This is a genomic window from Maricurvus nonylphenolicus (assembly GCF_042854845.1).
GTDB classification, from domain to species: Bacteria; Pseudomonadota; Gammaproteobacteria; order Pseudomonadales; family Cellvibrionaceae; genus Maricurvus; species Maricurvus nonylphenolicus.
Window position 1 is genome coordinate 5499172 of sequence record NZ_AP031498.1, and the last position, 20100, is coordinate 5519271.

Sequence of the window (20100 nt, forward strand, 5' to 3'; positions counted from 1 at the left end):
CCTGCCTCTAGGTTCTCGATAGTGTTGTTGCTAGTCAGTATATCCTAGGCTCAAGACCGATATTGAAAATTAGACATTTTTGTCTAATTGCCATGATTGACGGCGGTAGTCATTACTTTCAAGGCCCAAATACCACAGGTACAATAAGCTCTCCTTTGGTCAAATCTATAACCCCATGAAATACAAGGACTTACGCGATTTTATCAAGCTGCTGGAAAAGCGCGGCCAACTCAAGCGTATCAGCCAGCCGATAGACCCCAAGCTTGAAATGACCGAAATCTGCGACCGCACCCTGCGCGCCGGCGGCCCTGCGCTGCTGTTCGAAAACCCCGTGGGTTTTGACACCCCAGTACTGGCCAACCTGTTTGGCACCCCGGAGCGTGTCGCTCTGGGCATGGGCGAGGAATCCGTCGAAGCCCTGCGGGAAGTCGGCAAGCTGTTAGCGTTTTTGAAAGAACCTGAGCCACCCAAAGGCCTGCGCGATGCCTGGCAGAAAATGCCGGTATTTAAGCAGGTGCTTAATATGGGGCCAAAGGAAGTCAGCAAAGCGGCTTGCCAACAAGTTGTTATCGACAAAGACGATGTCGATCTCACCACCATCCCCATTCAAACCTGCTGGCCCGGTGATGCAGCGCCACTGGTCACCTGGCCTTTGGTGGTTACCCGCGGCCCCAATAAAGAACGCCAGAACCTCGGCATTTATCGCATGCAGCTGATCGGTAAAAACAAGCTGATTATGCGCTGGTTATCCCATCGCGGCGGTGCACTGGATTTCCGCGAGTGGCAACAACAACATCCCGGTGAACCCTTCCCGGTATCGGTTGCCCTCGGCGCCGATCCCGCAACCATTTTAGGTGCCGTCACCCCGGTCCCGGACACCCTGAGCGAATACGCCTTTGCCGGTTTGCTTCGCGGTGATAAAACTGAAGTGGTGAAAAGTAAGTCCAACGATTTACAAGTACCTGCCTCAGCCGAATATGTGCTGGAAGGTTTTATCTACCCCGATGAAATGGCCGATGAAGGGCCGTTTGGTGACCACACCGGCTACTACAACGAAGTCGATAGCTTCCCGGTGTTTACGGTGGAAAAAATCACCCACCGCAAAGACCCGATTTATCACAGTACCTACACCGGCCGTCCACCGGATGAGCCTGCTGTTTTGGGCGTAGCGCTGAACGAAGTGTTTGTGCCTATTTTACAAAAACAGTTTCCCGAAATTGTCGATTTCTACCTACCTCCGGAAGGTTGTTCCTACCGCATGGCGGTGGTGACCATGAAGAAACAATACCCTGGTCATGCCAAGCGAGTGATGATGGGGGTCTGGTCGTTCCTGCGCCAATTTATGTACACCAAGTTTGTCATCGTCACCGATGATGACGTTAACGCCCGCGACTGGAACGATGTTATCTGGGCCATCACCACTCGTATGGACCCGGCTCGCGATACCACCCTGGTGGAAAACACCCCCATCGATTATCTCGACTTTGCCTCACCCATTTCCGGCCTGGGGTCTAAAATGGGGATGGACGCCACCAATAAATGGCCCGGTGAAACTGATCGCGAATGGGGTGAACCCATCGAAATGGATCAGGCAGTGAAAGATAAAGTTGATGCTATCTGGGATGAGCTAGATATTTTGTAACGCTATCCCGCCCATCATCTTAATAACAAGAGGGCTGGGTAATGATTATTTTACTCTACGGTATTTTCGCGTATCTGGTGGGCCTGTTCGGGCTCACCTATTTTATTTTGTTTCTTGGCGGCTGGGATTTTTTGCCACTGCATATTCACTCCAAAGTTCCCACCGATAATCTACAGGCCTGGCTGGTAAACATTGCCCTAATGGTACTGTTTGCCCTGCAACACTCGGTAATGGCTCGTCCGGCCTTTAAGCAATGGTTAACCCGCCTGATTCCTGCTGCGGCTGAACGCAGCACCTATGTATTGCTGTCCGGTGTTGTCCTACTCATTATGTGCTACTACTGGCAACCCATCGCTGGCAGCCTCTGGCATGTCGATCAGGGCTTAGGGCACTCCTTATTGGTTTTCGGTTATCTGTTTGGCTGGGCCTTTGCCATGATCGCCACCTTCCTGATAAACCATTTTGAACTGATGGGCCTGCAGCAGGTGTACCTGCATGTAAAACAACTCCCCAAACCCGAAGCCCATTTTACCGAGCGTTGGTTCTACCGCATGGTGCGCCATCCGCTGCAATTGGGTGTACTCATGGGAATCTGGTTTACCCCGCATATGTCGATGACTCACTTCTCGCTGGCCTTAACAATGACGGTGTATATTTTGATTGGCCTTCAATTTGAAGAAAAAGACTTGGCCGCAAGCCTGGGAGAAAAGTATCGCGATTATCAAAAACGTGTGCCCATGTTGATCCCCTGGACAAAGAGAAAGTAACTAGCTTGGCACAGAGCGAGGAGGCAGTCGGTGATACTGCTCGTAGCAATCAGCCCATGTTTAAGCGGCCGGAGAAAGTCAGGGTAGTCGCGAGGTTGTTTGAGCGCGAGCGAGTTTACGTAGCGCTGGCTTTCTCCGGCCGCTTATGGGTGCGAAGAGCAGTATCACCGACTGCCTCCGACTTAATATCCATACAGGTCAACCTTGTACCCACCTAAACGTTTAAATAAAAAATAACCACACAAGGAAATCACGATGAAGGTGACCTCTCGGCAACTGGCTCTAACATCCATCCTAATGAGCTGCCTGCCCGTCAGCCTGCTTGAAGCCAGACCACCACAGGAAGCCTTTGATGCCTGCCGTAATCACGACAGTGGCAGCAGTTGCACAGTATCTACACCGCATGGCCGATTAGAAGGGCAATGCCGACAACCGCCACACGAATCTCAACTGGTCTGTGTTCCCGACGGTCACCGTCCGGGACAGGCTCGAGGTTCGGAGAGAGAAAGCTCATCAAGTCGAGGCCCCGGTGGGCACACTCGCAATCACACCACCATACAATCCGACGGCAATCCCGATTTGCAGGCAGCCAGACAAGCCCCCATCACTGACAGCCAAGTCGACATCGTCGAACAAGAGCCCTGGCGTGTACTGACCTCCAACGGTATTGCCGAACACAACACCGGCCGCTTCCCCAACCGCGGTAATCCCAACGCCATTCGTAAACAGCAATACCAGTATCGTGTGCCTTTGCAGCCCAAACAAAGCGCGCAAACAACCACGCTTCGAGGCCACAGTTTTGGTTTAGCCGTTAACGGCGTACCGTTTGATCCCGGCGCCGCCGAGTGGTATCGCGGCCAACGCGGACAGTGGCAATACGAAGCCCTGTCAGGCGCAGTGCCTTTGGGTATCGACAACAACCATGCCCATGTACAACCCAACGGCGCTTACCACTATCACGGCTTGCCCACCGGTCTGATGGACAAACTCAATGTCACTCCTGCTCAACATTCAGCCCTGATCGGCTGGGCCGCTGATGGCTTTCCCATCTATGCTCTCTACGGCTATAGCGATGGCAGTGACACAAATTCCGGCATAGGCCAACAAACCAGCAGCTATCGATTAAAAACCGGCAAGCGCCCCTCAGCCGGCAATAACCCCGGCGGCCACTATGACGGTACCTTTATCGCCGATTATGAATATGTGGAAGGGCAGGGATCACTGGACGAGTGCAATGGCCGAGTTACCAAAACCCCGGAGTTTCCTGAAGGGACCTACGCGTACTTTTTAACGGAGGCTTGGCCGGTGATACCGCGGTGTTATAAAGGCACGCCATCGCGAGATTTTACCCACGAAAGAAGACGTTAGTACAGACAATAAAAAACCCGCAGCTGTTTCCAGTTGCGGGTTTTTAAAATAGTGGTGCCCGGAGACAGAATCGAACTGCCGACACGGGGATTTTCAATCCCCTGCTCTACCGACTGAGCTATCCGGGCACAATTCTCGGCGATGCGCGAGAGGCGCGTATTAAACCTTTTCACTGCGGGGGAGTCAACCCCCAATATGACAAATTTGTGCTTGGATAAATGCAAGAGAACTTAAGCGAAATTAAGGACTTAGTCGGGTTTGGCCAAGCCCAGTGCTTCCCAGCTGGGGGGCTGGAAGGGCTGCATCACAAAATGCTGTAAGTGATTCGCTTGATACAGCTCGATGATGGCCTGGTTGATGCGCTGGGCCAGCTGTTTACCACTCTCGGTCTTCGGTAGGACGTAGCACAGGGTCTGGACGGAAAAGGGGGCTTCGGCATAGTTAAAGCGCGCCTCGGGGCTGATATGGCTGGCAATGCTTTCCACCATCGGTGGCGGCGCCAGCAGGGCATCGACACGGCCAGAAACTAACATGGCGACATTATTAACCTGGGCATCGACCCGGTGCACGCGAATCCCCATTTGCTCCAGCGCTTCATCAGCGGGCAGTTGATAGTGATAACGCTCAATTAAAGCCAGGCTTTTGCCGCGCAAGTCTTCCAAATCAGAAAGAATCGGATTATCACCTGCGGTGATCAGATGGCGAGCAAGGCTGACGTAGGGCAGGGTATCAATGGTGGGCGAGCTGCGTTTGACGCCACAGATGCCACCAACCTGGCCATCGACCTCTCGCCGCACCAGTTGCGCCTGGGTTTCAAATATAGGCAGGAAACGCAGCTCACTGGTGAGTCCCGCCTGCGCCATAATGGCGTTGTGGAAGGTGCGATACTTGTGTTCGAAATGCGCTTGGCGTTTGCGCTCGACGGCGGGCGCGACGAATTGCAGGGGCTTATCAGCGCTGGCAGCTGCCGAGCTGCCGGCATAGGCGAACGAATACAGTCCACTCAAGCTGAGGAGAACCGCTGACAGCTTCAAGCGCCAGCGGTTATGGCGATTACTCGCTGGGCGGCACATAACCTTCAGCCGCGTCATATTCTTCGCCGGACAAGAATTTTTCCATCTGTTCGGAAAGGTAGGTACGCGCAGTCATGTCCATCATGTTTAAACGTTTTTCGTTGATCAGCATGGTTTGATGGGACATCCACTCTTGCCAGGCCTTTTTGGAGACATTGTCAAAAATATCCTGCCCCTTGGGGCCCGGGTAAGGTGGTGTATCCAGGCCTTCTAAGTCCTGTTGGTATTTGCGGCAAAAAACAGTGCGTGACATATATCTCTCGTAGCTCTCTTTAAAACGTCTATTGTGGTGATTCTAGCAGCCTTTAGGCGCCAATTCCCTAGGGATGCTATGCAACCGGGCTAAGCTCGCGCAACTTATCGAGCAATTTTTTCACCGGTGCCGCCAAACCCACGCTGTCCGGGTTGTGCAAATTGAACCACCGCCACCCCTCTGGTTCCTGCAACTGGCGAGGCTCGCGCGCAAGGTCTAGCAACACCGGGGTAATATCCAAGTGGTAGTGACTGAAGGTGTGACGGTAGCTGTCCCAGGTTTCTGTGGCCATGGGTGGTGCGTACTGATCCTCACAGTGCACCTCGGCATCAGCATCACTGGCCAGCTCGGGAAAACTCCACAGCCCGCCCCAAATTCCCTGGGCCGGACGCTTTTGCAATAACAACTCACCGTGCGGATTGCGCAGCATCAACAACTGCACGGTTTTTTCCGGCAGGGTTTTCTTCGGTTTTTTACCGGGGTAGCGAGTTTGCTCACCCTGTGCATAAGCCAGGCAGCCATCACGCAGTGGGCATTCACCACAGGCGGGACGACTGCGGGTGCAGAGGGTCGCCCCCAAATCCATCATCGCCTGAGTGTAATGGGCATTGCGGCTTGCGGGGGTATAACCTTCGGCGATCTCCCACAGCTGGTTCAGTACCTGAGTTTGTCCCGGCCAACCGTCCACCGCGTGGTAGCGGGCCAGCACACGTTTGACATTGCCGTCGAGAATGGCCGCCTCGGCCCCATAGGCGATGCTGGCAATGGCACCTGCAGTTGAGCGCCCAATGCCCGACAGGCTACTCAGCGCTTCAACACTGTAGGGGAACTCACCGTCATACTCATTGACGACCGTTTGCGCGCACTTGTGCAGATTGCGGGCGCGGGCGTAATAACCCAGCCCGGTCCACAGGTGCAGCACCTCATCGATATCGGCGGCCGCTAAATCTTCAACACAGGGGAAGCGCTCCATAAAGCGCTCGAAGTAGGGGATCACGGTCGCCACCTGGGTCTGTTGCAGCATGATCTCCGATACCCACACCCGATAGGCGTTAATCCCCTGCTGCCAGGGCAGGTGCTTGCGACCATGCTGGTCGAACCACTGCAGCACCTGCTGGCTAAATGTTTTCTTACTCACTAACGGTTAACTCTTAGGTCTTAACTTTGGTAATACGTTAACGGCCAAAAATACCGCGCAACAATCCTTCGACGGCTTCACCGCCCTGGTCACCCAGCTTTTCGCGCAGTTTTTTATTCAGTTTGTCCTGTAATTCCTGCTTGGCTTCATCTTCCAGCAGATCACCCAGACGCTCTTTGTCCGGCAGGCAAGTTCGGGCACCTATGGTGTCCAAGCTGCCACGGCAACGCAAGGGTAAATCCTGATTGCGCCAGCGATCACGAATCTGGCAGGCGAGGTTTTCATCGCGCTGACCGGTTACCTGTACATCGAGGGGAATATCAAAACTCAGATCCTGCAGCGACACACCGCCACGAGCTGTAACCGACAGCTCTTCCACTCCAGCCGTCAGCTGGCTGATATTTAATTGTTCGTCACGTAAAGCAAACTGGCCCTGCACATCCTGCAAGTGGGTATAACCCTTCCAGACTTGTCCCTGCACAGAGCTACCACCCAGGCTCGCGGCCAGATTGCACAGGTCCTGCTCAATATCCAGCTCATTAACCTGCAACGCCTGGGCCTGCAAATTAATATCCGCTGATAACTGACGCTGCAATTGCTCAACGGTAGAACCGCGACTGGTCGCCTTCAGTGTGGTGGACACCGCCCCCTGTAAACGTTGCTCTTGCAGGGTGTCGGTCAACAACCCCAATAGCTCTACGCCTTTGGCACTGCCCACCAATTCCATACGCGCTTCACTGCGGCGACCATCCAAATGGCCGTTGGCTTCAACGCGGCCATCGTAGCTGTCGAACACCAGTTCATCCAAATAGGCTACTCCCAGATTGCTGCGCACCTGTAGCTTCAGGTTTTGCAGCTTGGCGTTAGCCACCTGCAATTTACCCGCCGCCAGAGAAAACTTGAGCTTGGCTTGCCGCAGTTGATCCAGGGGTAATTTCTGCTCTTGGGGTTTAGCCGAATAGCGCGCTGCGGCTTTGGGTTTTGCGTCTGTGGCGCCGGCTTTCTGGGCGGCAGGCTCCTGGGGGGGAGGCAAATAGCGGTCAACATTGAGCTGATCAACCGCCAACTCTACAACCAGTGGCAGTTGTTGCTCCTGGTTGAGAGACAGCTTGCCGGTCACAGCAGAGTCATCCAGGGTAACCGCCAGCGGGGAGAGTAATATCGACTCGCCTTGCCCCTGAATGCGGGTGGTCGCAGCCACCTTGGTCAAGGCTTTGGCATCCGTTGTTTCTGGCAGCTGCTTAAGCAATGCCAGCCACTCGCGGGCATTAAACGATTGCAGGGCTAACTGGAGATCAACCGCAGGCGTTTCATCTGCCAGATTGATATTTCCCTCAAACGTCAAAGCCAGAGGGTCCAACTCAGCTTGTTCTAACGCAGCAATGTTGACCCACAGGGGCTGCAAGTCCAACCGCTGACGGTCAAAGCCCAGGGAGCCGCTCAGCTGTATCGTTACGGGCGGCACATCTTTAACCTGATGTAGCTGAGTCGATAGCGTCAAAGGGAAAAGCTGTCCCTGTAGGTTGACTCCCTGCAGCTCTAGCGCCAGATCTTTTAACGCTGCTTTATCGCCACTGCGGAAATTCTGGTAGTTCAAGCTGACATTGCGCAGCGCGATCTTTTCCACGGCCAGGTCCAAAGCAGATGAGGCACTGTCATCTCCCGCAGGCACGGAAGATGCCGATGTTGACGGTGTAGGCGTAGTTTTTGAAGAATCGGCTGCCGGAGACGCAATATCCCAGTTATTGCGTGCCTGTAAATCCGTCTGTAAATCGATAACCGCACCATCGATATCCACAGCCGCCACTTTTAGCTGCCGCTGCAGCAGCGGCATTACCTCAACCGCCACCGACACATGCGCAAGGATCGCCACCGGCTTGTTGGGAAACTGTAGCGAGGCAATACGTGTATCGCTTAATGTCACCCCCAACGTTGGGAAAAACTGCCAGCCCAACTCACCGTCAATTTGTAAATCAATACCTTGGGCGGCCGCCAAGCGCTGTAGCTCCGGCTTGTGATCGTTGGGATCCACCCATTGAGTGATAAACACTACGGCCAGTACCACCAAAACAACCAGCGTACCCACTGTGATGGCCAAGGCTTTAATAAGACGCGACATGCAGACTCTCCCTTGCTGTTTTGCGTTCTCTTGTATTGCGACCTTTAATAATTGCTGGACAGTGTAACGGCAGGGCTATCGCCGCAAAAGCCTGCCATTGATTTACATCAGCTGCGACGAAACTGTCACAGAAAAAATATTGTCGAGACAAATAAGAATAGTTATCATCCGCGCAATTGTTTTATTTTTCTCTCGTGTAGCACATACAAAAGGTCAGGATGATGCGTTCTCTTTCCCGTCGCGCCCTCGGCGCTCTCGCAACCACTGCGGCTCTTGGCCTGGTGGGTTGTGGACAAGATTCCACCCAATCCACAGATACTACCAAGGCAGAAACACAAGCGGCGAAACCGGCTGTAGTGACTGTGTATTCGTCCCGTAAAGAGCACTTGGTCAAGCCATTGTTCGATAAGTTCACTGAGCAGACCGGCACAGAAGTACGTTATATTACCGACAAGGCCGGTCCTTTGATGGCCCGCATTCAGGCCGAAGGCGAAACCACGCCGGCCGATATGCTGATTACCGTCGACGCTGGCAACCTGTGGCAAGCCAGCAAGATGGGCCTGCTACAAGGCACCGAATCAGTCACCCTGAACAAAAATGTGCCCGAGCATCTGCGTGATGACAATGGCGAATGGTTTGGCCTGTCCGTGCGCGCGCGTACCATTGTCTATGCTACTGATCGCGTTCAAGCCGACGAGCTGACCACCTACGAAGACCTGGCTGACGAAAAATGGAAAGGCCGTCTGTGTCTGCGCACCTCGAAGAAGGTTTACAACCAGTCGCTGGTTGCCACCATGATTCAAACCCAGGGTACCGAAGCCACAGAAGAAGTGGTGAAAGGTTGGGTCGCCAACCTGGCCACTGCACCTTACTCCAACGACACCAAAACCATGGAAGCGGTATTGGCTGGTCAATGTGATGTGGCGATTGTGAATACTTACTATTTTGGCCGCTTGAAGAAAGCCAACCCGGATGCGCAGCTGGCGCTGTTCTGGCCTAACCAGGCAGACCGCGGTGTGCACATCAATATTTCCGGCGCCGGCATTACCAAACACGCCAAGCAACCTGAGCAGGCCAAAGCGCTGCTGGAATTCCTCTCCAGCGATGCGGCCCAAAGCCAACTGGCTGAGCTGAATCAGGAATACCCGGCTAACCCCATGATCAAACCTTCAGCGGAAGTCGCATCCTGGGGCGAGTTCAAAGCCGATGCAGTCAACGTTGAAGCCGCCGGCAGCCTGCAAGCCGAAGCGGTAAAACTGATGGATCGCGCGGCTTACAACTAAGCCCGCAGTGAGTCCCCCGTCCAGCACCTTCTGGTGCTGGACGGCCTGCCAGCCCCCTGCTAAGGTGGCCGCTTTTTAAGCCCCCTTTTTCAACGAGCACCCCTCTTGCCGCATTCCACGACCCAGCCGTTGCCCACCGAAAGCGAAGCGCGTGCTGTTCAAGCCGCGAACTATCAACGCTGGATTCAACGCCTGTGGCGACTGCCCGCCTGGATCATGGCCGGCCTGGTACTGCTCCCCATCAGCGTCATCGTCCTTAGCTGGGGCAGCGACCAAACCGAAATCTGGCAACACCTGATCGAAACCCAATTGGGCACCCTGCTAAAAAATACCCTGATTCTGGTCGTAGGTGTGGGGCTCTGGGTTGTTGCTTTGGGTGTCAGCCTGGCCTGGCTGGTTGCAACCTGCGAGTTCCCCGGGCGCCGTTGGCTTGATTGGGCCTTGATGCTCCCCCTGGCCATTCCCACCTATGTGGTGGCTTTTGTAGTACTCGGCCTGATGGATTACAGCGGCCCCGTGCAAACCCTCTGGCGTCAGTGGCTGGGCAACGATGCCTGGTTCCCGGATGTGCGCAGTCCAGCCGGTGTGGTGTTTGTCATGGTCACCGTGCTTTATCCCTATGTGTATATGCTGGCCCGCAGCGCCTTTCTGGCCCAGGGCCGCGGCCTGATGGATGCCTCACGCCTGCTGGGCCATTCGCCCTGGAAAAGTTTCTGGCGCGTAGCCCTGCCCATGGCACGCCCGGCGATTGCTGCCGGTACCGCACTAGCGCTGATGGAAACCCTGGCCGACTTTGGCGCCGTGTCTGTGTTTAACTACGACACCTTCACCACCGCCATTTACAAATCCTGGTTTGGTTTCTTTAATTTGCCCGCCGCCGCCCAGCTGGCGTCCTTGCTACTGCTATTTGTAGGTTTGGCGCTCTACGCCGAACAACGTGCACGCGGTAACAGTCGTTTTCACCAACAGCCACAGCGCAACCGTGAGGCCTACCAACTCTCTGGCGCTAAAGCCTGGCTCGCCAGTGGGTATTGTCTGCTGGTAGTGGTTGTAGCGTTTGTGATTCCCGTCGGCCAACTGCTGCTCTGGGTAATAGAAACCGGCGCCAGCGATATGAATCAGCGCTACTGGCAGTTGATTGGCCACACCTTTAGCCTGGCCGGTATGGCCGCTGCAGCCACTACCCTGCTGGCGCTGTTAGTGGCTTACAGCTTGCGTCTGCGCGGTAAGCATCAGCTCAGTGGCTCAGCGCGTATCGCCAGCCTCGGCTATGCCTTGCCCGGTTCGGTATTGGCCGTCGGCATTATGCTGGCCTTTGCCTTCTTTGATCAGCAGTTGATTAACCCCCTGCGTGAACTGCTTGGCCTGGAGCCACGCCAGGTACTGGTCGGCAGCCTTGCGGCGCTGGTACTGGCCTATATGATTCGCTTTTTCTCCGTCGGCTTTGGCCCAGTGCAATCCAGTCTGGAGCGCATTCGTCCGAGTTTTCAGGAAGCGGCGCACACACTTGGCGCCAATCAATGGCAAGTGCTTAAACGCATTTATCTACCGCTGCTAACACCGGGCTTGCTGACCGCGCTGCTGCTGGTGCTGGTGGATACCATGAAAGAGATGCCCGCCACCCTGCTGCTGCGGCCCTTTGGCTGGGATACGCTGGCGGTGCGAATCTATGAAATGACCTCGGAAGGTGAGTGGGAGCGTGCCGCGCTGCCTGCACTCACTCTGGTACTTATCAGTATTCCGCCGGTGATTGTCTTGATTCGCCGCAGTCGCAACCATTAGCTGTAACCAGCCGCTAAAAGCCGCTAGAATACGCGCCCTTTACTAATACTTTGCCGGGAACTGTCGGGATATGGGACACAAAACGCCTCTTTACGCCACACATCAGGAAATGGGCGGCAAGCTGGTCGACTTTGGTGGCTGGGACATGCCACTTAACTACGGCTCGCAGATCGAGGAGCACCACCAGGTGCGTCAATCTGCCGGGATGTTTGATGTCTCTCATATGACCATCGTCGATGTCACCGGCGATGATGCCCAAGCCTACCTGCAGTACCTGCTGGCCAATGATGTCGCCAAGATTACCGCCACGCCGGGCAAGGCGTTGTATAGCGGTATGCTCAACGAGCAGGGCGGCGTGATCGACGATCTGATTGTCTACAATATGGAAGGCTGGTTCCGCACCGTGGTTAACTGCGGCACTCGCGAGAAAGATCTGGCCTGGATGAACCAGCAGGCAGAAAAATTTAATGTCACCATTACCGAGCAACCGCAACTGGCGATGGTGGCGGTACAGGGCCCAGAGGCGATTGCCAAAGCCAAAGCCGTATTGGCCGCCGAGCAAGCCGCCGTCGTTGATGGCCTGAGTGTATTCCAGGGCGCGGCAGCAGGTGAGTGGTTTATTGCCCGCACCGGTTACACCGGTGAAGATGGCCTGGAGATTATGGTGCCCGAAGCCGAGGTCGTCGCTTTTTGGCAGGCCCTGGCCGATGCCGGTGTAAAACCCTGCGGTCTGGGCGCACGCGACACACTGCGCCTGGAAGCCGGTATGAACCTGTACGGTAACGATATGGATGACACCGTATCACCACTGGCCGCCAATATGGGCTGGACCATTGCCTGGGAGCCTGCAGAGCGTGACTTTATCGGCCGTACCGTGCTCGAAGCAGAGCGTGCCAAGGGGCCAGAATACAAACTGGTCGGCCTGGTAATGGAAAGCCGCGGTGTACTGCGCGGCCATCAAAAAGTGATTGTAGAAAATACTGACAAGACCGGTGAAATCACCAGCGGTACTTTTTCGCCAACTCTGGGTTACTCCATTGCCCTGGCGCGAGTACCTGTGGAAATTGGCGAGACTTGTCTGGTTGAAATGCGTAACAAGCAGGTACCCGTCAACGTGGTTAAACCCTGTTTTGTACGCAACGGCAAAAGCGTCCTTTAATTAAAATTATTTTTTAGATTATATTTCTGAGGAAACACCATGAGCGAACTGCGCAGCGAACTGAAATACCTGTCCAGCCACGAGTGGGCCCGTGTTGAAGAAGACGGCACCGTGACCATCGGCATTACCGACCACGCCCAGGACAGCCTGGGTGATGTGGTATACGTAGAAAACCCCGAAGTAGGCGCGACCGTGAACGCTGGCGAAGAAGCCGGTGTGGTTGAGTCAGTAAAAGCCGCTTCTGATATCTACTCCCCGGTTTCCGGTGAAGTGATTGCCGTAAACGAAGCCCTGGAAGATGCGCCAGAAACCGTTAACGAATCCCCTTACGATGACGGCTGGTTCTTCAAAGTGAAGCCAAGCGATCTGACTGAGCTGGACAATGCACTGGATTCCGACGGCTACCTGAAGGCCATCGAAGACGAATAGAAGGTAAAGAGCATTCGTCTTTATCCAGGCACAAAAAAACCGCATCCAGGCCATCCTTGATGCGGTTTTTTCGTTAATGGGAATCTTACTTCTGGATAACCAGCTGGTTAAAGTACAAATCCTCTACCTTGTTTTCACCATCTTCCTGCTCCAGGATAGCCGCAATCTCGGCTAACGCCTCCTGTCGTAACAGTTCCTTGCCTTCCTGATTATCCAGGCGATCTTCGGTTTGTGAACTGAACAACAGGATCAGGTTGTTGCGAATATAGGGCATATGATGACGTACAGAGTTGGCGCCCGCCGTATCGCTAACTCGCAAGGAGACAGAAGCTTTCATATAACGCAAGCGCCCCTTGCCACCGTAATTGACCACAAACGGCGGCTTGATGGGAATATAGATAGCCCGCTTAAGCACTGCCGCCTCGCCACTTTCAGCGCCTTCGCTTTCTTCATCCTGAGCCCAGCTCAGGCTAGCGCTTAGCAGTAGCCACAATGCCCCCAAGACTATCCAGCTGTTTTTCACCTTACCGCTATCCACCTTCAACTCCCTACTTATAACACTTGCACGATGGCTAACCATCAATCTACCCACTACCAAGAGCATAGCTTAACACTTTGCTTGAGTTAGCTCGCATTTTCACCTAGGGTAGCCTCAATTTTATAAGCCACCGTGTTTATCTTTCTCGGCTGCATCCGTCTAATCTTGACCGCACGTCACCAGTAAGATGCCCGCTCGGGCGGCGATTATACGCAGCCACGCAAGCAGTGGCAGTGTATTCATCAACGTTAATCCGCAAACGCTGCCAAGGAGCTCACCCGTGTTACAAGGGTTTATTGTCCTGCTGTTGTTTCAGCTCTTGGGGGAGGCGATTGTCACCCTGACCCACAGCCCTATACCTGGGCCGGTGATTGGCATGTTGCTGTTATGGTTGGGATTGCATATCAAGCGCGGACCCTCGAACGGTTTGAGTCAAACCAGTCACCAATTTATCCAGCACCTGAGCTTACTGTTTCTGCCTGCAGGCGTGGGGCTGTTCTTTTTGCCTGCCCATATCCAACAGCACTGGCCTGCCATTGCTGGCGCCATGGTGATAGGCACCCTGGTATCTCTGCTGTTTAGCGGTTGGCTGGTCAAAAAACTGGCTCGGGGAGAAGGCTGATGCAAGCACTGTTTGATTCTCTTTGGCTACAGCTGCAATCACTCTGGGATCATCTGAGCCAACTACCACTCTTTGGTTTATTGCTCAGCCTACTCTGCTATCAGGCAGGGCTGATCATCTACCAGCGATTTGGCCGCAATGTCATCCTCCACCCCGTGGTTACCGCCTCCATTGCCATTGCGCTGCTGCTGAACCTGCTCAATATTTCCTATAAGGAATATCTGCAAGCCAACCAGTTGCTGTACTTCCTGCTGGGACCCGCTACCGTGGCACTGGCGGTTCCGCTGTACCAGGAGTTCCACCATATTCGCCGCCTGGCGCTTCCAATTCTGGTAACGGTGGTGGTAGGGGCAACCTTTGCCTCCATCAGTGCGGTGGCTATCGGCTATTGGCTCGGCGGTTCAGAAACCACCTTACTATCCCTGGCCCCTAAATCTGTAACCACTCCCATCGCCCTGGGGGTATCGGAAAGTATCGGCGGTCTGCCGGGCTTAACGACCGGTGTGGTGGTATTTACCGGTGTGATAGGCACTCTGCTGAGCCCCGCGGTTTTTTATCTGCTGCAGCTGCGCGATCCACGCCAGCAGGGTATTGTGCTGGGTATTAATGCTCACGGTGTCGGTACTGCCCGCGGTTTTGAAATCAATGCCAGTACCGGCGCTTTTGCCAGTTTGGCTATGGGGCTTACCGGTGCCTTTACGGCTCTCACACTGCCCTACATCGTCACAGCATTGCGTTCAGCCGGTTGGCTGTAAAGAGGGGGGAAATTGAGCCTGTTTATACGAATGCAAAAAGGTGTTTTCAGAAAGGGAAAACAGGCGCCATGGCCTGCAAATTCAATCAATCCTAAAACGACTTTTTGCCCCTGACAAGGCTTTTTTTGCCTGCATTTGTGTCAAGCTAAATATTTCACCTTTTTCGCTTTGGCGAGGTCGTTTTTATCTTGCCGTCCCTATCCAGATCACCTATCTTGGCAATTACGCCGCTGCTTTTGTGAACCACTACACACCAAATCACGGCAGCAACTTAGAACTGACTTATAACTGAAATAGTACAACAACGGTGTCACCCGCTATTTTAAGACCATGCTCTTCTGTGCAATTCGATCAGGGCAATCAGGGACGCACACCGTGGAACCTATTATAAGAATTAAGGATGTAGCGCCATGTTAGAAAACTGCAAAAATGCTAAAGAGCGTTGGGGCGGAGTAAGTGACATCATCGATCGCTGGCTACAGGAACGCCAGGATCTACTGGTTCAATACTGTGAACTCTCCACCGATAAAGACCCTGCCATTGCGGCTCCGCACTTGCAGTCCTTCTGTCAGATCCTGGTGGACTATGTATCTGCTGGTCATTTTGAAGTTTACGACCAGCTTATTAAAGAAGGTCAGGAATTTAACGACGCCGATGCCCTAAAGCAGGCCAGCGAACTGTTTAAGCATATCGATGCCACCACTGAAGTCGCTCTGGATTTTAACGACAAGTATCTGGAGACCGATGACCTTACCGATCTGTCTACCGACCTGTCCCGCATTGGCGAAGTCATGGAATCACGTTTCGCGGCTGAAGACAAAATGATCTCTGTCTTGCACGTTGCCCACAAGGATATGGTGGCCTAACACCCCTTTCATGTTGCCAGCCTCCGTCGCCAAACTCCTCGATAGCGCCGGAGGCTGACACTATGCTCTACCATCCCAGCTAAGCTTTCGTCCGCTTGCGCCGATAGTTTCTATATTGTTTATACTGCCTTTATAAATTACCTATTGTTGAAGTTGATCTCTATGCGCGCCCATCGCCGTTGGTTTAGCCTAACCGCCCTCAGCCTCCTTCTTGCCGCTTGCACACCCGGTAAAGCACCTCAATCATCCCTCGAGGTTGCCGTTAAGGGTTTGCATTCAGCAGCGTTAAGCGACGACGGTCAATTCGCAGCGGTCGGTTCCATCCATCACGGCGGCAGCCTGTGGCGCACCCGCGATGGCGAACGTCTTTACAATTGGAACCATCGCGAAGGTGAACTCACCACCATCTTCACCGCCGACTTTTCCCCTGATAATAACTGGGCCATGACCGCCGGTCCCCACGCACTGGTTTTGTGGGATATGAAAGAAGGCAAAGCGGTACGCTACTGGACGGCGCCCGGTGAAGTGCTTTCGATCGCACTGAGCAATGATGGCAACTTCGCACTATTGGGATTAAGTGATCACAGCGCCGTGCTGTTTGATGTTATTCGCGGTGGCGTCAAACGTACCTTTAGTCATGGTAACCGGGTACGCAGTGTCGCCATGAGCGATGATGGTCGCCTGGCCGTTACCGGTTCAGAGGATTACACCGCCGCACTCTGGGATGTCGCCAGTGGCAAAATGCTGCACAAAATACAGCATGAAGACGATGTGCAAATGGTTGCCATCAGCCCCGATGGCAGGCTGGCCATGTCAGCCGCCAAATACGATAAGGCCGTACTGTGGGATACCCAAAGTGGCTCACTTGTTGGCGAGATTCCTTTAGGCAAAGAAAACCTGCACCGCGGTATGCGTTTTACCGCCGCCAAATTTAGTCAGGACGGCGGGCAGCTATTAACCGGCCGGCCGGATCAGATTGTACAACTGTGGGATACCCGCACGATCAAACTCATGGACAGTTGGACCCTGCCAAAACGCGATGCCTGGAAGCCTACCAGCTCAGCCGTTATCAGTGTCAGCTTCGATCAGAGCAACACCAAATATCATGCCGCCGCATCCAACGGTATGTTGCATGTGCTTAAGCGCTAAAGAAATAATTGGCACGTAGGGAGGAGGCAGCTTTACCGACTGCCTCCGGGTTTAAATCCTCCACTCCATCAAACAGCCAAAAAAAACGGGGCTTAAAAAGCCCCGTTTTCTATCCATCAGTCTTTAGCCTTAACTGCCAACCTTGATCAACTCAACTTCAAAGATCAGAGTCGCGTTAGGACCAATAGCACCACCGGAACCACCTGGGCCATAAGCCAGGTTGGAAGGAATATACAGCTCATACTTGGCACCTTCCTTCATCAACTGCAGACCTTCAGTCCAGCCTTTGATGACACCGTTCAGCGGGAAGCTCACTGGCTCATTGCGCTTGTAGGAGCTATCAAACTCAGTACCATCTATTAAAGTACCGCGGTAGTGAACGGTAACAGTATCCTGAGCAGTCGGTTGCTTGCCGGAACCCGCCTGAATCACCTTGTACTGCAAACCACTGGCAGTTTCGACAACACCGTCTTTAGCTTTGTTGGCCGCCAGGAATTCCTGACCTTCTTTCTGGTTTGCTTCAGCTACGACACGAACACTTTCCTGCTGCTTGGCCATCTGGCGATCCTGGAAGGCACGCATTGCCATTTGAATCTCTTCCTGACTCAAACGCGGCTCTTTACCTTCTTTGGCATCTTTCAGCGCTAACGCCAGAGCATCAATATCCAACTCTATCTCGCCACGCTTAAATTGGTCTGCCACGCTCAGGCCAAAGATATAACTGATGCGCTGATCAACGGTTTTCAGCTCGGAAGCCTCGGCACTGTTTACAGACAGCGGCCCACTGTCACTGCAGCCCAAGGTTAAAGCAGCAGCGGCCATCAGGCTCGCCAACATATTGCGTTTCATAACATTATCCTATGATTATTTGTCTGCCCCATTAAGGGCCTCTTCCAGCGCTTCGTTACGCCGATTCAGTTGTTCTTGCACCTTGAGCGCGTCTTCCTGAAGCTTGGAGACCTGATCCAATGGCACAGTCATAGGCAATGGTAACCCAACTGAAGGACTTTGCGCAGGTGCCTGTTCGACATTTTCAGGCTCGTCAGGTTCCTCGGGCAGGCCCTGAATCAGGTTGGTATCCGGATCAACCATGATGACATCCGCCTGGCCAGTGGCTGGCGGCTGATCAGACAGCTGCCAGGTACCGTTGGCATCGCGCCAGCGATAGACTTTAGTTTGACCAGCCGGATGATCACCACTTTCTATCTTGGACAATACATCACCATCGGCCAGCCTCGAAAACCAGTTTTTAGTATCACGCCAAAAACGCCTGGCTTCATTTTGCCACTGCGATATTTTCGGCATTACATCACTGGGTTCCATCCAGGGACTTCCGTCTGGACGCTTCAAGAAAAACGGTCCCGCCATGCCCAAAACCAGGATCAAGAGCAAAAATTTGATAAATAACTTCATTGTTGATTATTTCCTTTGATTTTTTGCAAAAAAATGAGCTAATTTTTTGTGCAAGTCATACAAATTTTATGCAAACAAAGGTATCATCCTCGGCGATTTCTCTCACCTATAATTTTCCGAGGATTGCATACCATGGCTGCCCGTAAAAAAGTTGTTGATCCGATTAAAGATCTGGAATCACAAATCGCGAAACTGTCTGCTCAACTGGACAAAGCTCGCGCTAAAAAATTGGCTGACGCCGAAAAAGCTGTAGCAAAAACTGGTAAGGCCGCTGACGCTGCTGCCAAGAAACTGGCCACTCTGCGTAACAAGCAAGCTGCTGCCGCCAAAGCCAAAAAGACTGCCGCTGCTAAAGCCAAGGCTGCCAAAGCTAAAGACGCTGTTGCTGCTCAGAAAGCCGTTGCTGCTACTACCAAGACTGAAGCCTCTGCTGCTAAAGCAGAGCTGAAAGTCCTGAAAGAAGCCGCTGCTGTTACTGCTGCAGTTGCTAAAGCCAGCGCTAAAGCTGAAAAAGAAATCCTCAAAGCTGCTGCTGTAAAAGCTAAAGCCGAAGCCAAGAAGCAAGCTGCTGCTGATAAGAAAGCCGCTGCCAAAGCTAAAGCTGCTGAGAAGAAAGCTGCCGCTAAAGCCAAAGCCGCTGAGAAGAAAGCTGCTGCTAAAGCCAAAGCTGCCGAGAAGAAAGCTGCCGCTAAAGCCAAAGCCGCTGAGAAGAAAGCCGCTGCTAAAGCCAAAGCTGCTGAAAAGAAAGCTGCCGCTAAAGCCAAAGCTGCCAAGAAACCAGCTGCTAAAAAAGCCGTAGCTAAGAAGCCAACCGCCAAAAAAGCTGCTCCAGCTAAAAAAGCCGCCGCTAAAAAGCCAGCTGCCAAGAAAGCTGCTCCAGCCAAAAAAGCCGCTGCTAAGAAGCCAGCCGCTAAGAAAGCTGCCCCAGCCAAAAAAGCCGCTACCAAGCCTGCTGCTAAAAAAGCCGTAGCTAAGAAGCCTGCAGCCAAGAAAGCTGCTCCAGCTAAAAAAGCCGCTGCACCTAAAGCTGCCGCCAAGCCAGCACCTGCTCCAGCCCCAAAAAAAGCTGAAGCACCTAAAGTAGAAGCCAAGCCTGCTCCAGCCCCTGCTGCTCCTGCAGCAGCCAAGCCAGCTGTAGCACCAGCCGCTCCTGCTACCCCAAGCCTGTTCGACAAGGCTGACGCTTAAGTTCTAGCTATCGCTTCGCGGTAACCAGAAGGCCATTGCAATCTTCCGTATTGCAATGGCCAGCGCCACTTATCTCATCCTTCCTTTTAGCTCAACCCATTGTTTCCAAACACTCAGCCGATCACCTGCATTTAGTGATTCCAGGTAATAAACACAATAGCCAGTATCAAGCTGATCACCTTGCTGCAATACAGTGAGACTATTGCTTTGTGCCAATCGATATAAGCGCCTCATCGCGATGGACTCTGCCCATAACTCAATGCGCTTCATCAGCCCATACAATTTATCGTAGGGTTTTACCGCACGCCGAATCGACCGCAAAGGTTTTATACCCCACTCACGTAGCCGCTTTACTCGTGCGCAGCCCGCAAGCCAGACAGATTCCTGAAAAACTATCCCCTGGCTATCCAACCAACTGGCCCATAACAACAGATTTACATCCACACCCAATTCGTCCTGCCATTGCAGGCAACACTGGGCAACTTCGCTGCGGCTATAAAGCGCCAAGGCATAATCGCCAAACGGGTGATCAAAAGATGAGGTAAACATGTGCTTT

General features: G+C 53.4%; 20 protein-coding genes and 1 tRNA gene. 12 read left to right on the top strand and 9 right to left on the bottom strand.

The genetic code is table 11. The features are described 5' to 3' along the window. Window positions 1-175 precede the first annotated feature (175 nt). From ubiD to ACGHZ6_RS23895, 3 genes are all read left to right on the top strand, one after another. Window positions 176-1642 carry a 4-hydroxy-3-polyprenylbenzoate decarboxylase gene (ubiD, locus tag ACGHZ6_RS23885; RefSeq protein ID WP_390616582.1) on the top strand — a complete coding sequence of 489 codons (1467 nt, stop codon included), beginning with the start codon at window positions 176-178 and terminating at the stop codon, window positions 1640-1642. A 41-nt stretch (window positions 1643-1683) separates the two neighbouring features. Beyond that, window positions 1684-2409 (top strand): methyltransferase family protein, encoded by a 726-nt coding sequence (locus ACGHZ6_RS23890; RefSeq protein WP_390616583.1) that lies wholly within the window; start codon window positions 1684-1686, stop codon window positions 2407-2409. A gap of 255 nt (window positions 2410-2664) precedes the next feature. Further along, window positions 2665-3777 (top strand): YHYH protein, encoded by a 1113-nt coding sequence (locus tag ACGHZ6_RS23895; RefSeq protein ID WP_390616584.1) that lies wholly within the window; start codon window positions 2665-2667, stop codon window positions 3775-3777. 52 nt (window positions 3778-3829) lie between these two features. Here ACGHZ6_RS23895 and ACGHZ6_RS23900 read toward each other — a convergent pair. The 5 genes from ACGHZ6_RS23900 to ACGHZ6_RS23920 all read right to left on the bottom strand — a co-directional run bounded on the left by ACGHZ6_RS23900 (window position 3830) and on the right by ACGHZ6_RS23920 (window position 8360). Further along, window positions 3830-3905, bottom strand: a tRNA-Phe gene (locus ACGHZ6_RS23900). 120 nt (window positions 3906-4025) lie between these two features. After that, window positions 4026-4868 carry a substrate-binding periplasmic protein gene (locus tag ACGHZ6_RS23905; RefSeq protein WP_390616585.1) on the bottom strand — a complete coding sequence of 281 codons (843 nt, stop codon included), beginning with the start codon at window positions 4866-4868 and terminating at the stop codon, window positions 4026-4028. Beyond that, the gene (locus ACGHZ6_RS23910; protein WP_390616586.1) at window positions 4831-5103 is read right to left on the bottom strand and encodes an oxidative damage protection protein; all 273 of its coding nucleotides are present in this window, start codon (window positions 5101-5103) and stop codon (window positions 4831-4833) included. The genes ACGHZ6_RS23905 and ACGHZ6_RS23910 overlap by 38 nt, the downstream gene beginning before the upstream one ends. Window positions 5104-5179: 76 nt before the next feature. After that, window positions 5180-6241: an A/G-specific adenine glycosylase gene (gene mutY / locus ACGHZ6_RS23915; RefSeq protein ID WP_390616587.1), complete on the bottom strand. Its 1062-nt coding sequence runs from the start codon at window positions 6239-6241 to the stop codon at window positions 5180-5182. Between the two features lie 37 nt (window positions 6242-6278). Next, window positions 6279-8360, bottom strand: coding sequence for an AsmA family protein (locus ACGHZ6_RS23920; protein WP_390616589.1), 2082 nt, complete (start codon window positions 8358-8360; stop codon window positions 6279-6281). 218 nt (window positions 8361-8578) lie between these two features. On the opposite strand from ACGHZ6_RS23920, the gene ACGHZ6_RS23925 reads away from it, so the two are divergent. The 4 genes from ACGHZ6_RS23925 (at window position 8579) to gcvH (ending at window position 13013) form a co-directional block, all read left to right on the top strand. Continuing rightward, the gene (locus tag ACGHZ6_RS23925; RefSeq protein WP_390616591.1) at window positions 8579-9643 is read left to right on the top strand and encodes an extracellular solute-binding protein; all 1065 of its coding nucleotides are present in this window, start codon (window positions 8579-8581) and stop codon (window positions 9641-9643) included. A 105-nt stretch (window positions 9644-9748) separates the two neighbouring features. After that, window positions 9749-11425, top strand: coding sequence for an ABC transporter permease (locus tag ACGHZ6_RS23930; RefSeq protein WP_390616593.1), 1677 nt, complete (start codon window positions 9749-9751; stop codon window positions 11423-11425). 70 nt (window positions 11426-11495) lie between these two features. Continuing rightward, complete coding sequence (gene gcvT, locus ACGHZ6_RS23935) at window positions 11496-12584, top strand: glycine cleavage system aminomethyltransferase GcvT (RefSeq protein WP_390616594.1); 1089 nt, start codon at window positions 11496-11498, stop codon at window positions 12582-12584. 39 nt (window positions 12585-12623) lie between these two features. Next, entirely contained in the window at window positions 12624-13013 is a 390-nt protein-coding gene (gene gcvH, locus ACGHZ6_RS23940) for a glycine cleavage system protein GcvH (protein WP_390616596.1), read from the top strand. An 85-nt stretch (window positions 13014-13098) separates the two neighbouring features. Here the strand turns inward: gcvH and ACGHZ6_RS23945 are convergent, their stop codons facing one another. Next, a complete protein-coding gene (locus tag ACGHZ6_RS23945; RefSeq protein WP_390616597.1) occupies window positions 13099-13551 on the bottom strand; it encodes a flagellar basal body-associated FliL family protein in 453 nt (150 codons plus the stop codon). 280 nt (window positions 13552-13831) lie between these two features. On the opposite strand from ACGHZ6_RS23945, the gene ACGHZ6_RS23950 reads away from it, so the two are divergent. The 4 genes from ACGHZ6_RS23950 (at window position 13832) to ACGHZ6_RS23965 (ending at window position 16943) form a co-directional block, all read left to right on the top strand. Then, window positions 13832-14173, top strand: a complete 342-nt coding sequence (locus ACGHZ6_RS23950) for a CidA/LrgA family protein (RefSeq protein WP_390616598.1) — start codon at window positions 13832-13834, stop codon at window positions 14171-14173. Beyond that, window positions 14173-14928: an LrgB family protein gene (locus ACGHZ6_RS23955; protein ID WP_390616599.1), complete on the top strand. Its 756-nt coding sequence runs from the start codon at window positions 14173-14175 to the stop codon at window positions 14926-14928. The genes ACGHZ6_RS23950 and ACGHZ6_RS23955 overlap by 1 nt, the downstream gene beginning before the upstream one ends. Window positions 14929-15338: 410 nt before the next feature. Further along, on the top strand, window positions 15339-15794 hold the full coding sequence (gene rsd / locus ACGHZ6_RS23960) for a sigma D regulator (RefSeq protein WP_390616600.1): 456 nt from the start codon (window positions 15339-15341) through the stop codon (window positions 15792-15794). Window positions 15795-15956: 162 nt separating this feature from the next. Next, window positions 15957-16943 carry a WD40 repeat domain-containing protein gene (locus ACGHZ6_RS23965; protein ID WP_390616601.1) on the top strand — a complete coding sequence of 329 codons (987 nt, stop codon included), beginning with the start codon at window positions 15957-15959 and terminating at the stop codon, window positions 16941-16943. A 129-nt stretch (window positions 16944-17072) separates the two neighbouring features. Here ACGHZ6_RS23965 and ACGHZ6_RS23970 read toward each other — a convergent pair whose 3' ends face one another. Then, window positions 17073-17792: an FKBP-type peptidyl-prolyl cis-trans isomerase gene (locus tag ACGHZ6_RS23970; protein ID WP_390616602.1), complete on the bottom strand. Its 720-nt coding sequence runs from the start codon at window positions 17790-17792 to the stop codon at window positions 17073-17075. A 15-nt stretch (window positions 17793-17807) separates the two neighbouring features. Continuing rightward, window positions 17808-18356, bottom strand: a complete 549-nt coding sequence (locus tag ACGHZ6_RS23975) for a DUF4124 domain-containing protein (RefSeq protein WP_390616603.1) — start codon at window positions 18354-18356, stop codon at window positions 17808-17810. Window positions 18357-18488: 132 nt separating this feature from the next. Between ACGHZ6_RS23975 and ACGHZ6_RS23980 the strand changes: the two genes are divergently transcribed. Further along, on the top strand, window positions 18489-19544 hold the full coding sequence (locus ACGHZ6_RS23980) for a histidine kinase (RefSeq protein ID WP_390616604.1): 1056 nt from the start codon (window positions 18489-18491) through the stop codon (window positions 19542-19544). A 69-nt stretch (window positions 19545-19613) separates the two neighbouring features. On the opposite strand, the gene ACGHZ6_RS23985 is transcribed toward ACGHZ6_RS23980, so the two are convergent. Continuing rightward, window positions 19614-20093: a TIGR02444 family protein gene (locus tag ACGHZ6_RS23985; protein ID WP_390616605.1), complete on the bottom strand. Its 480-nt coding sequence runs from the start codon at window positions 20091-20093 to the stop codon at window positions 19614-19616. Between the last annotated feature and the right edge of the window lie 7 nt (window positions 20094-20100).

Bases quoted from the DNA above. Each gene is read 5' to 3' on its own strand.
- gcvH (WP_390616596.1), top strand. From the start codon at position 12,624: ATGAGCGAACTGCGCAGCGAACTGAAATACCTGTCCAGCCACGAGTGG.
- ACGHZ6_RS23985 (WP_390616605.1), bottom strand. From the start codon at position 20,093: ATGTTTACCTCATCTTTTGATCACCCGTTTGGCGATTATGCCTTGGCG.
- rsd (WP_390616600.1), top strand. From the start codon at position 15,339: ATGTTAGAAAACTGCAAAAATGCTAAAGAGCGTTGGGGCGGAGTAAGT.
- ACGHZ6_RS23965 (WP_390616601.1), top strand. From the start codon at position 15,957: ATGCGCGCCCATCGCCGTTGGTTTAGCCTAACCGCCCTCAGCCTCCTT.
- ubiD (WP_390616582.1), top strand. From the start codon at position 176: ATGAAATACAAGGACTTACGCGATTTTATCAAGCTGCTGGAAAAGCGC.
- gcvT (WP_390616594.1), top strand. From the start codon at position 11,496: ATGGGACACAAAACGCCTCTTTACGCCACACATCAGGAAATGGGCGGC.
- ACGHZ6_RS23905 (WP_390616585.1), bottom strand. From the start codon at position 4,868: ATGACGCGGCTGAAGGTTATGTGCCGCCCAGCGAGTAATCGCCATAAC.
- ACGHZ6_RS23980 (WP_390616604.1), top strand. From the start codon at position 18,489: ATGGCTGCCCGTAAAAAAGTTGTTGATCCGATTAAAGATCTGGAATCA.
- ACGHZ6_RS23890 (WP_390616583.1), top strand. From the start codon at position 1,684: ATGATTATTTTACTCTACGGTATTTTCGCGTATCTGGTGGGCCTGTTC.
- ACGHZ6_RS23895 (WP_390616584.1), top strand. From the start codon at position 2,665: ATGAAGGTGACCTCTCGGCAACTGGCTCTAACATCCATCCTAATGAGC.
- ACGHZ6_RS23920 (WP_390616589.1), bottom strand. From the start codon at position 8,360: ATGTCGCGTCTTATTAAAGCCTTGGCCATCACAGTGGGTACGCTGGTT.
- ACGHZ6_RS23955 (WP_390616599.1), top strand. From the start codon at position 14,173: ATGCAAGCACTGTTTGATTCTCTTTGGCTACAGCTGCAATCACTCTGG.
- ACGHZ6_RS23975 (WP_390616603.1), bottom strand. From the start codon at position 18,356: ATGAAGTTATTTATCAAATTTTTGCTCTTGATCCTGGTTTTGGGCATG.
- ACGHZ6_RS23970 (WP_390616602.1), bottom strand. From the start codon at position 17,792: ATGAAACGCAATATGTTGGCGAGCCTGATGGCCGCTGCTGCTTTAACC.
- ACGHZ6_RS23925 (WP_390616591.1), top strand. From the start codon at position 8,579: ATGATGCGTTCTCTTTCCCGTCGCGCCCTCGGCGCTCTCGCAACCACT.
- ACGHZ6_RS23910 (WP_390616586.1), bottom strand. From the start codon at position 5,103: ATGTCACGCACTGTTTTTTGCCGCAAATACCAACAGGACTTAGAAGGC.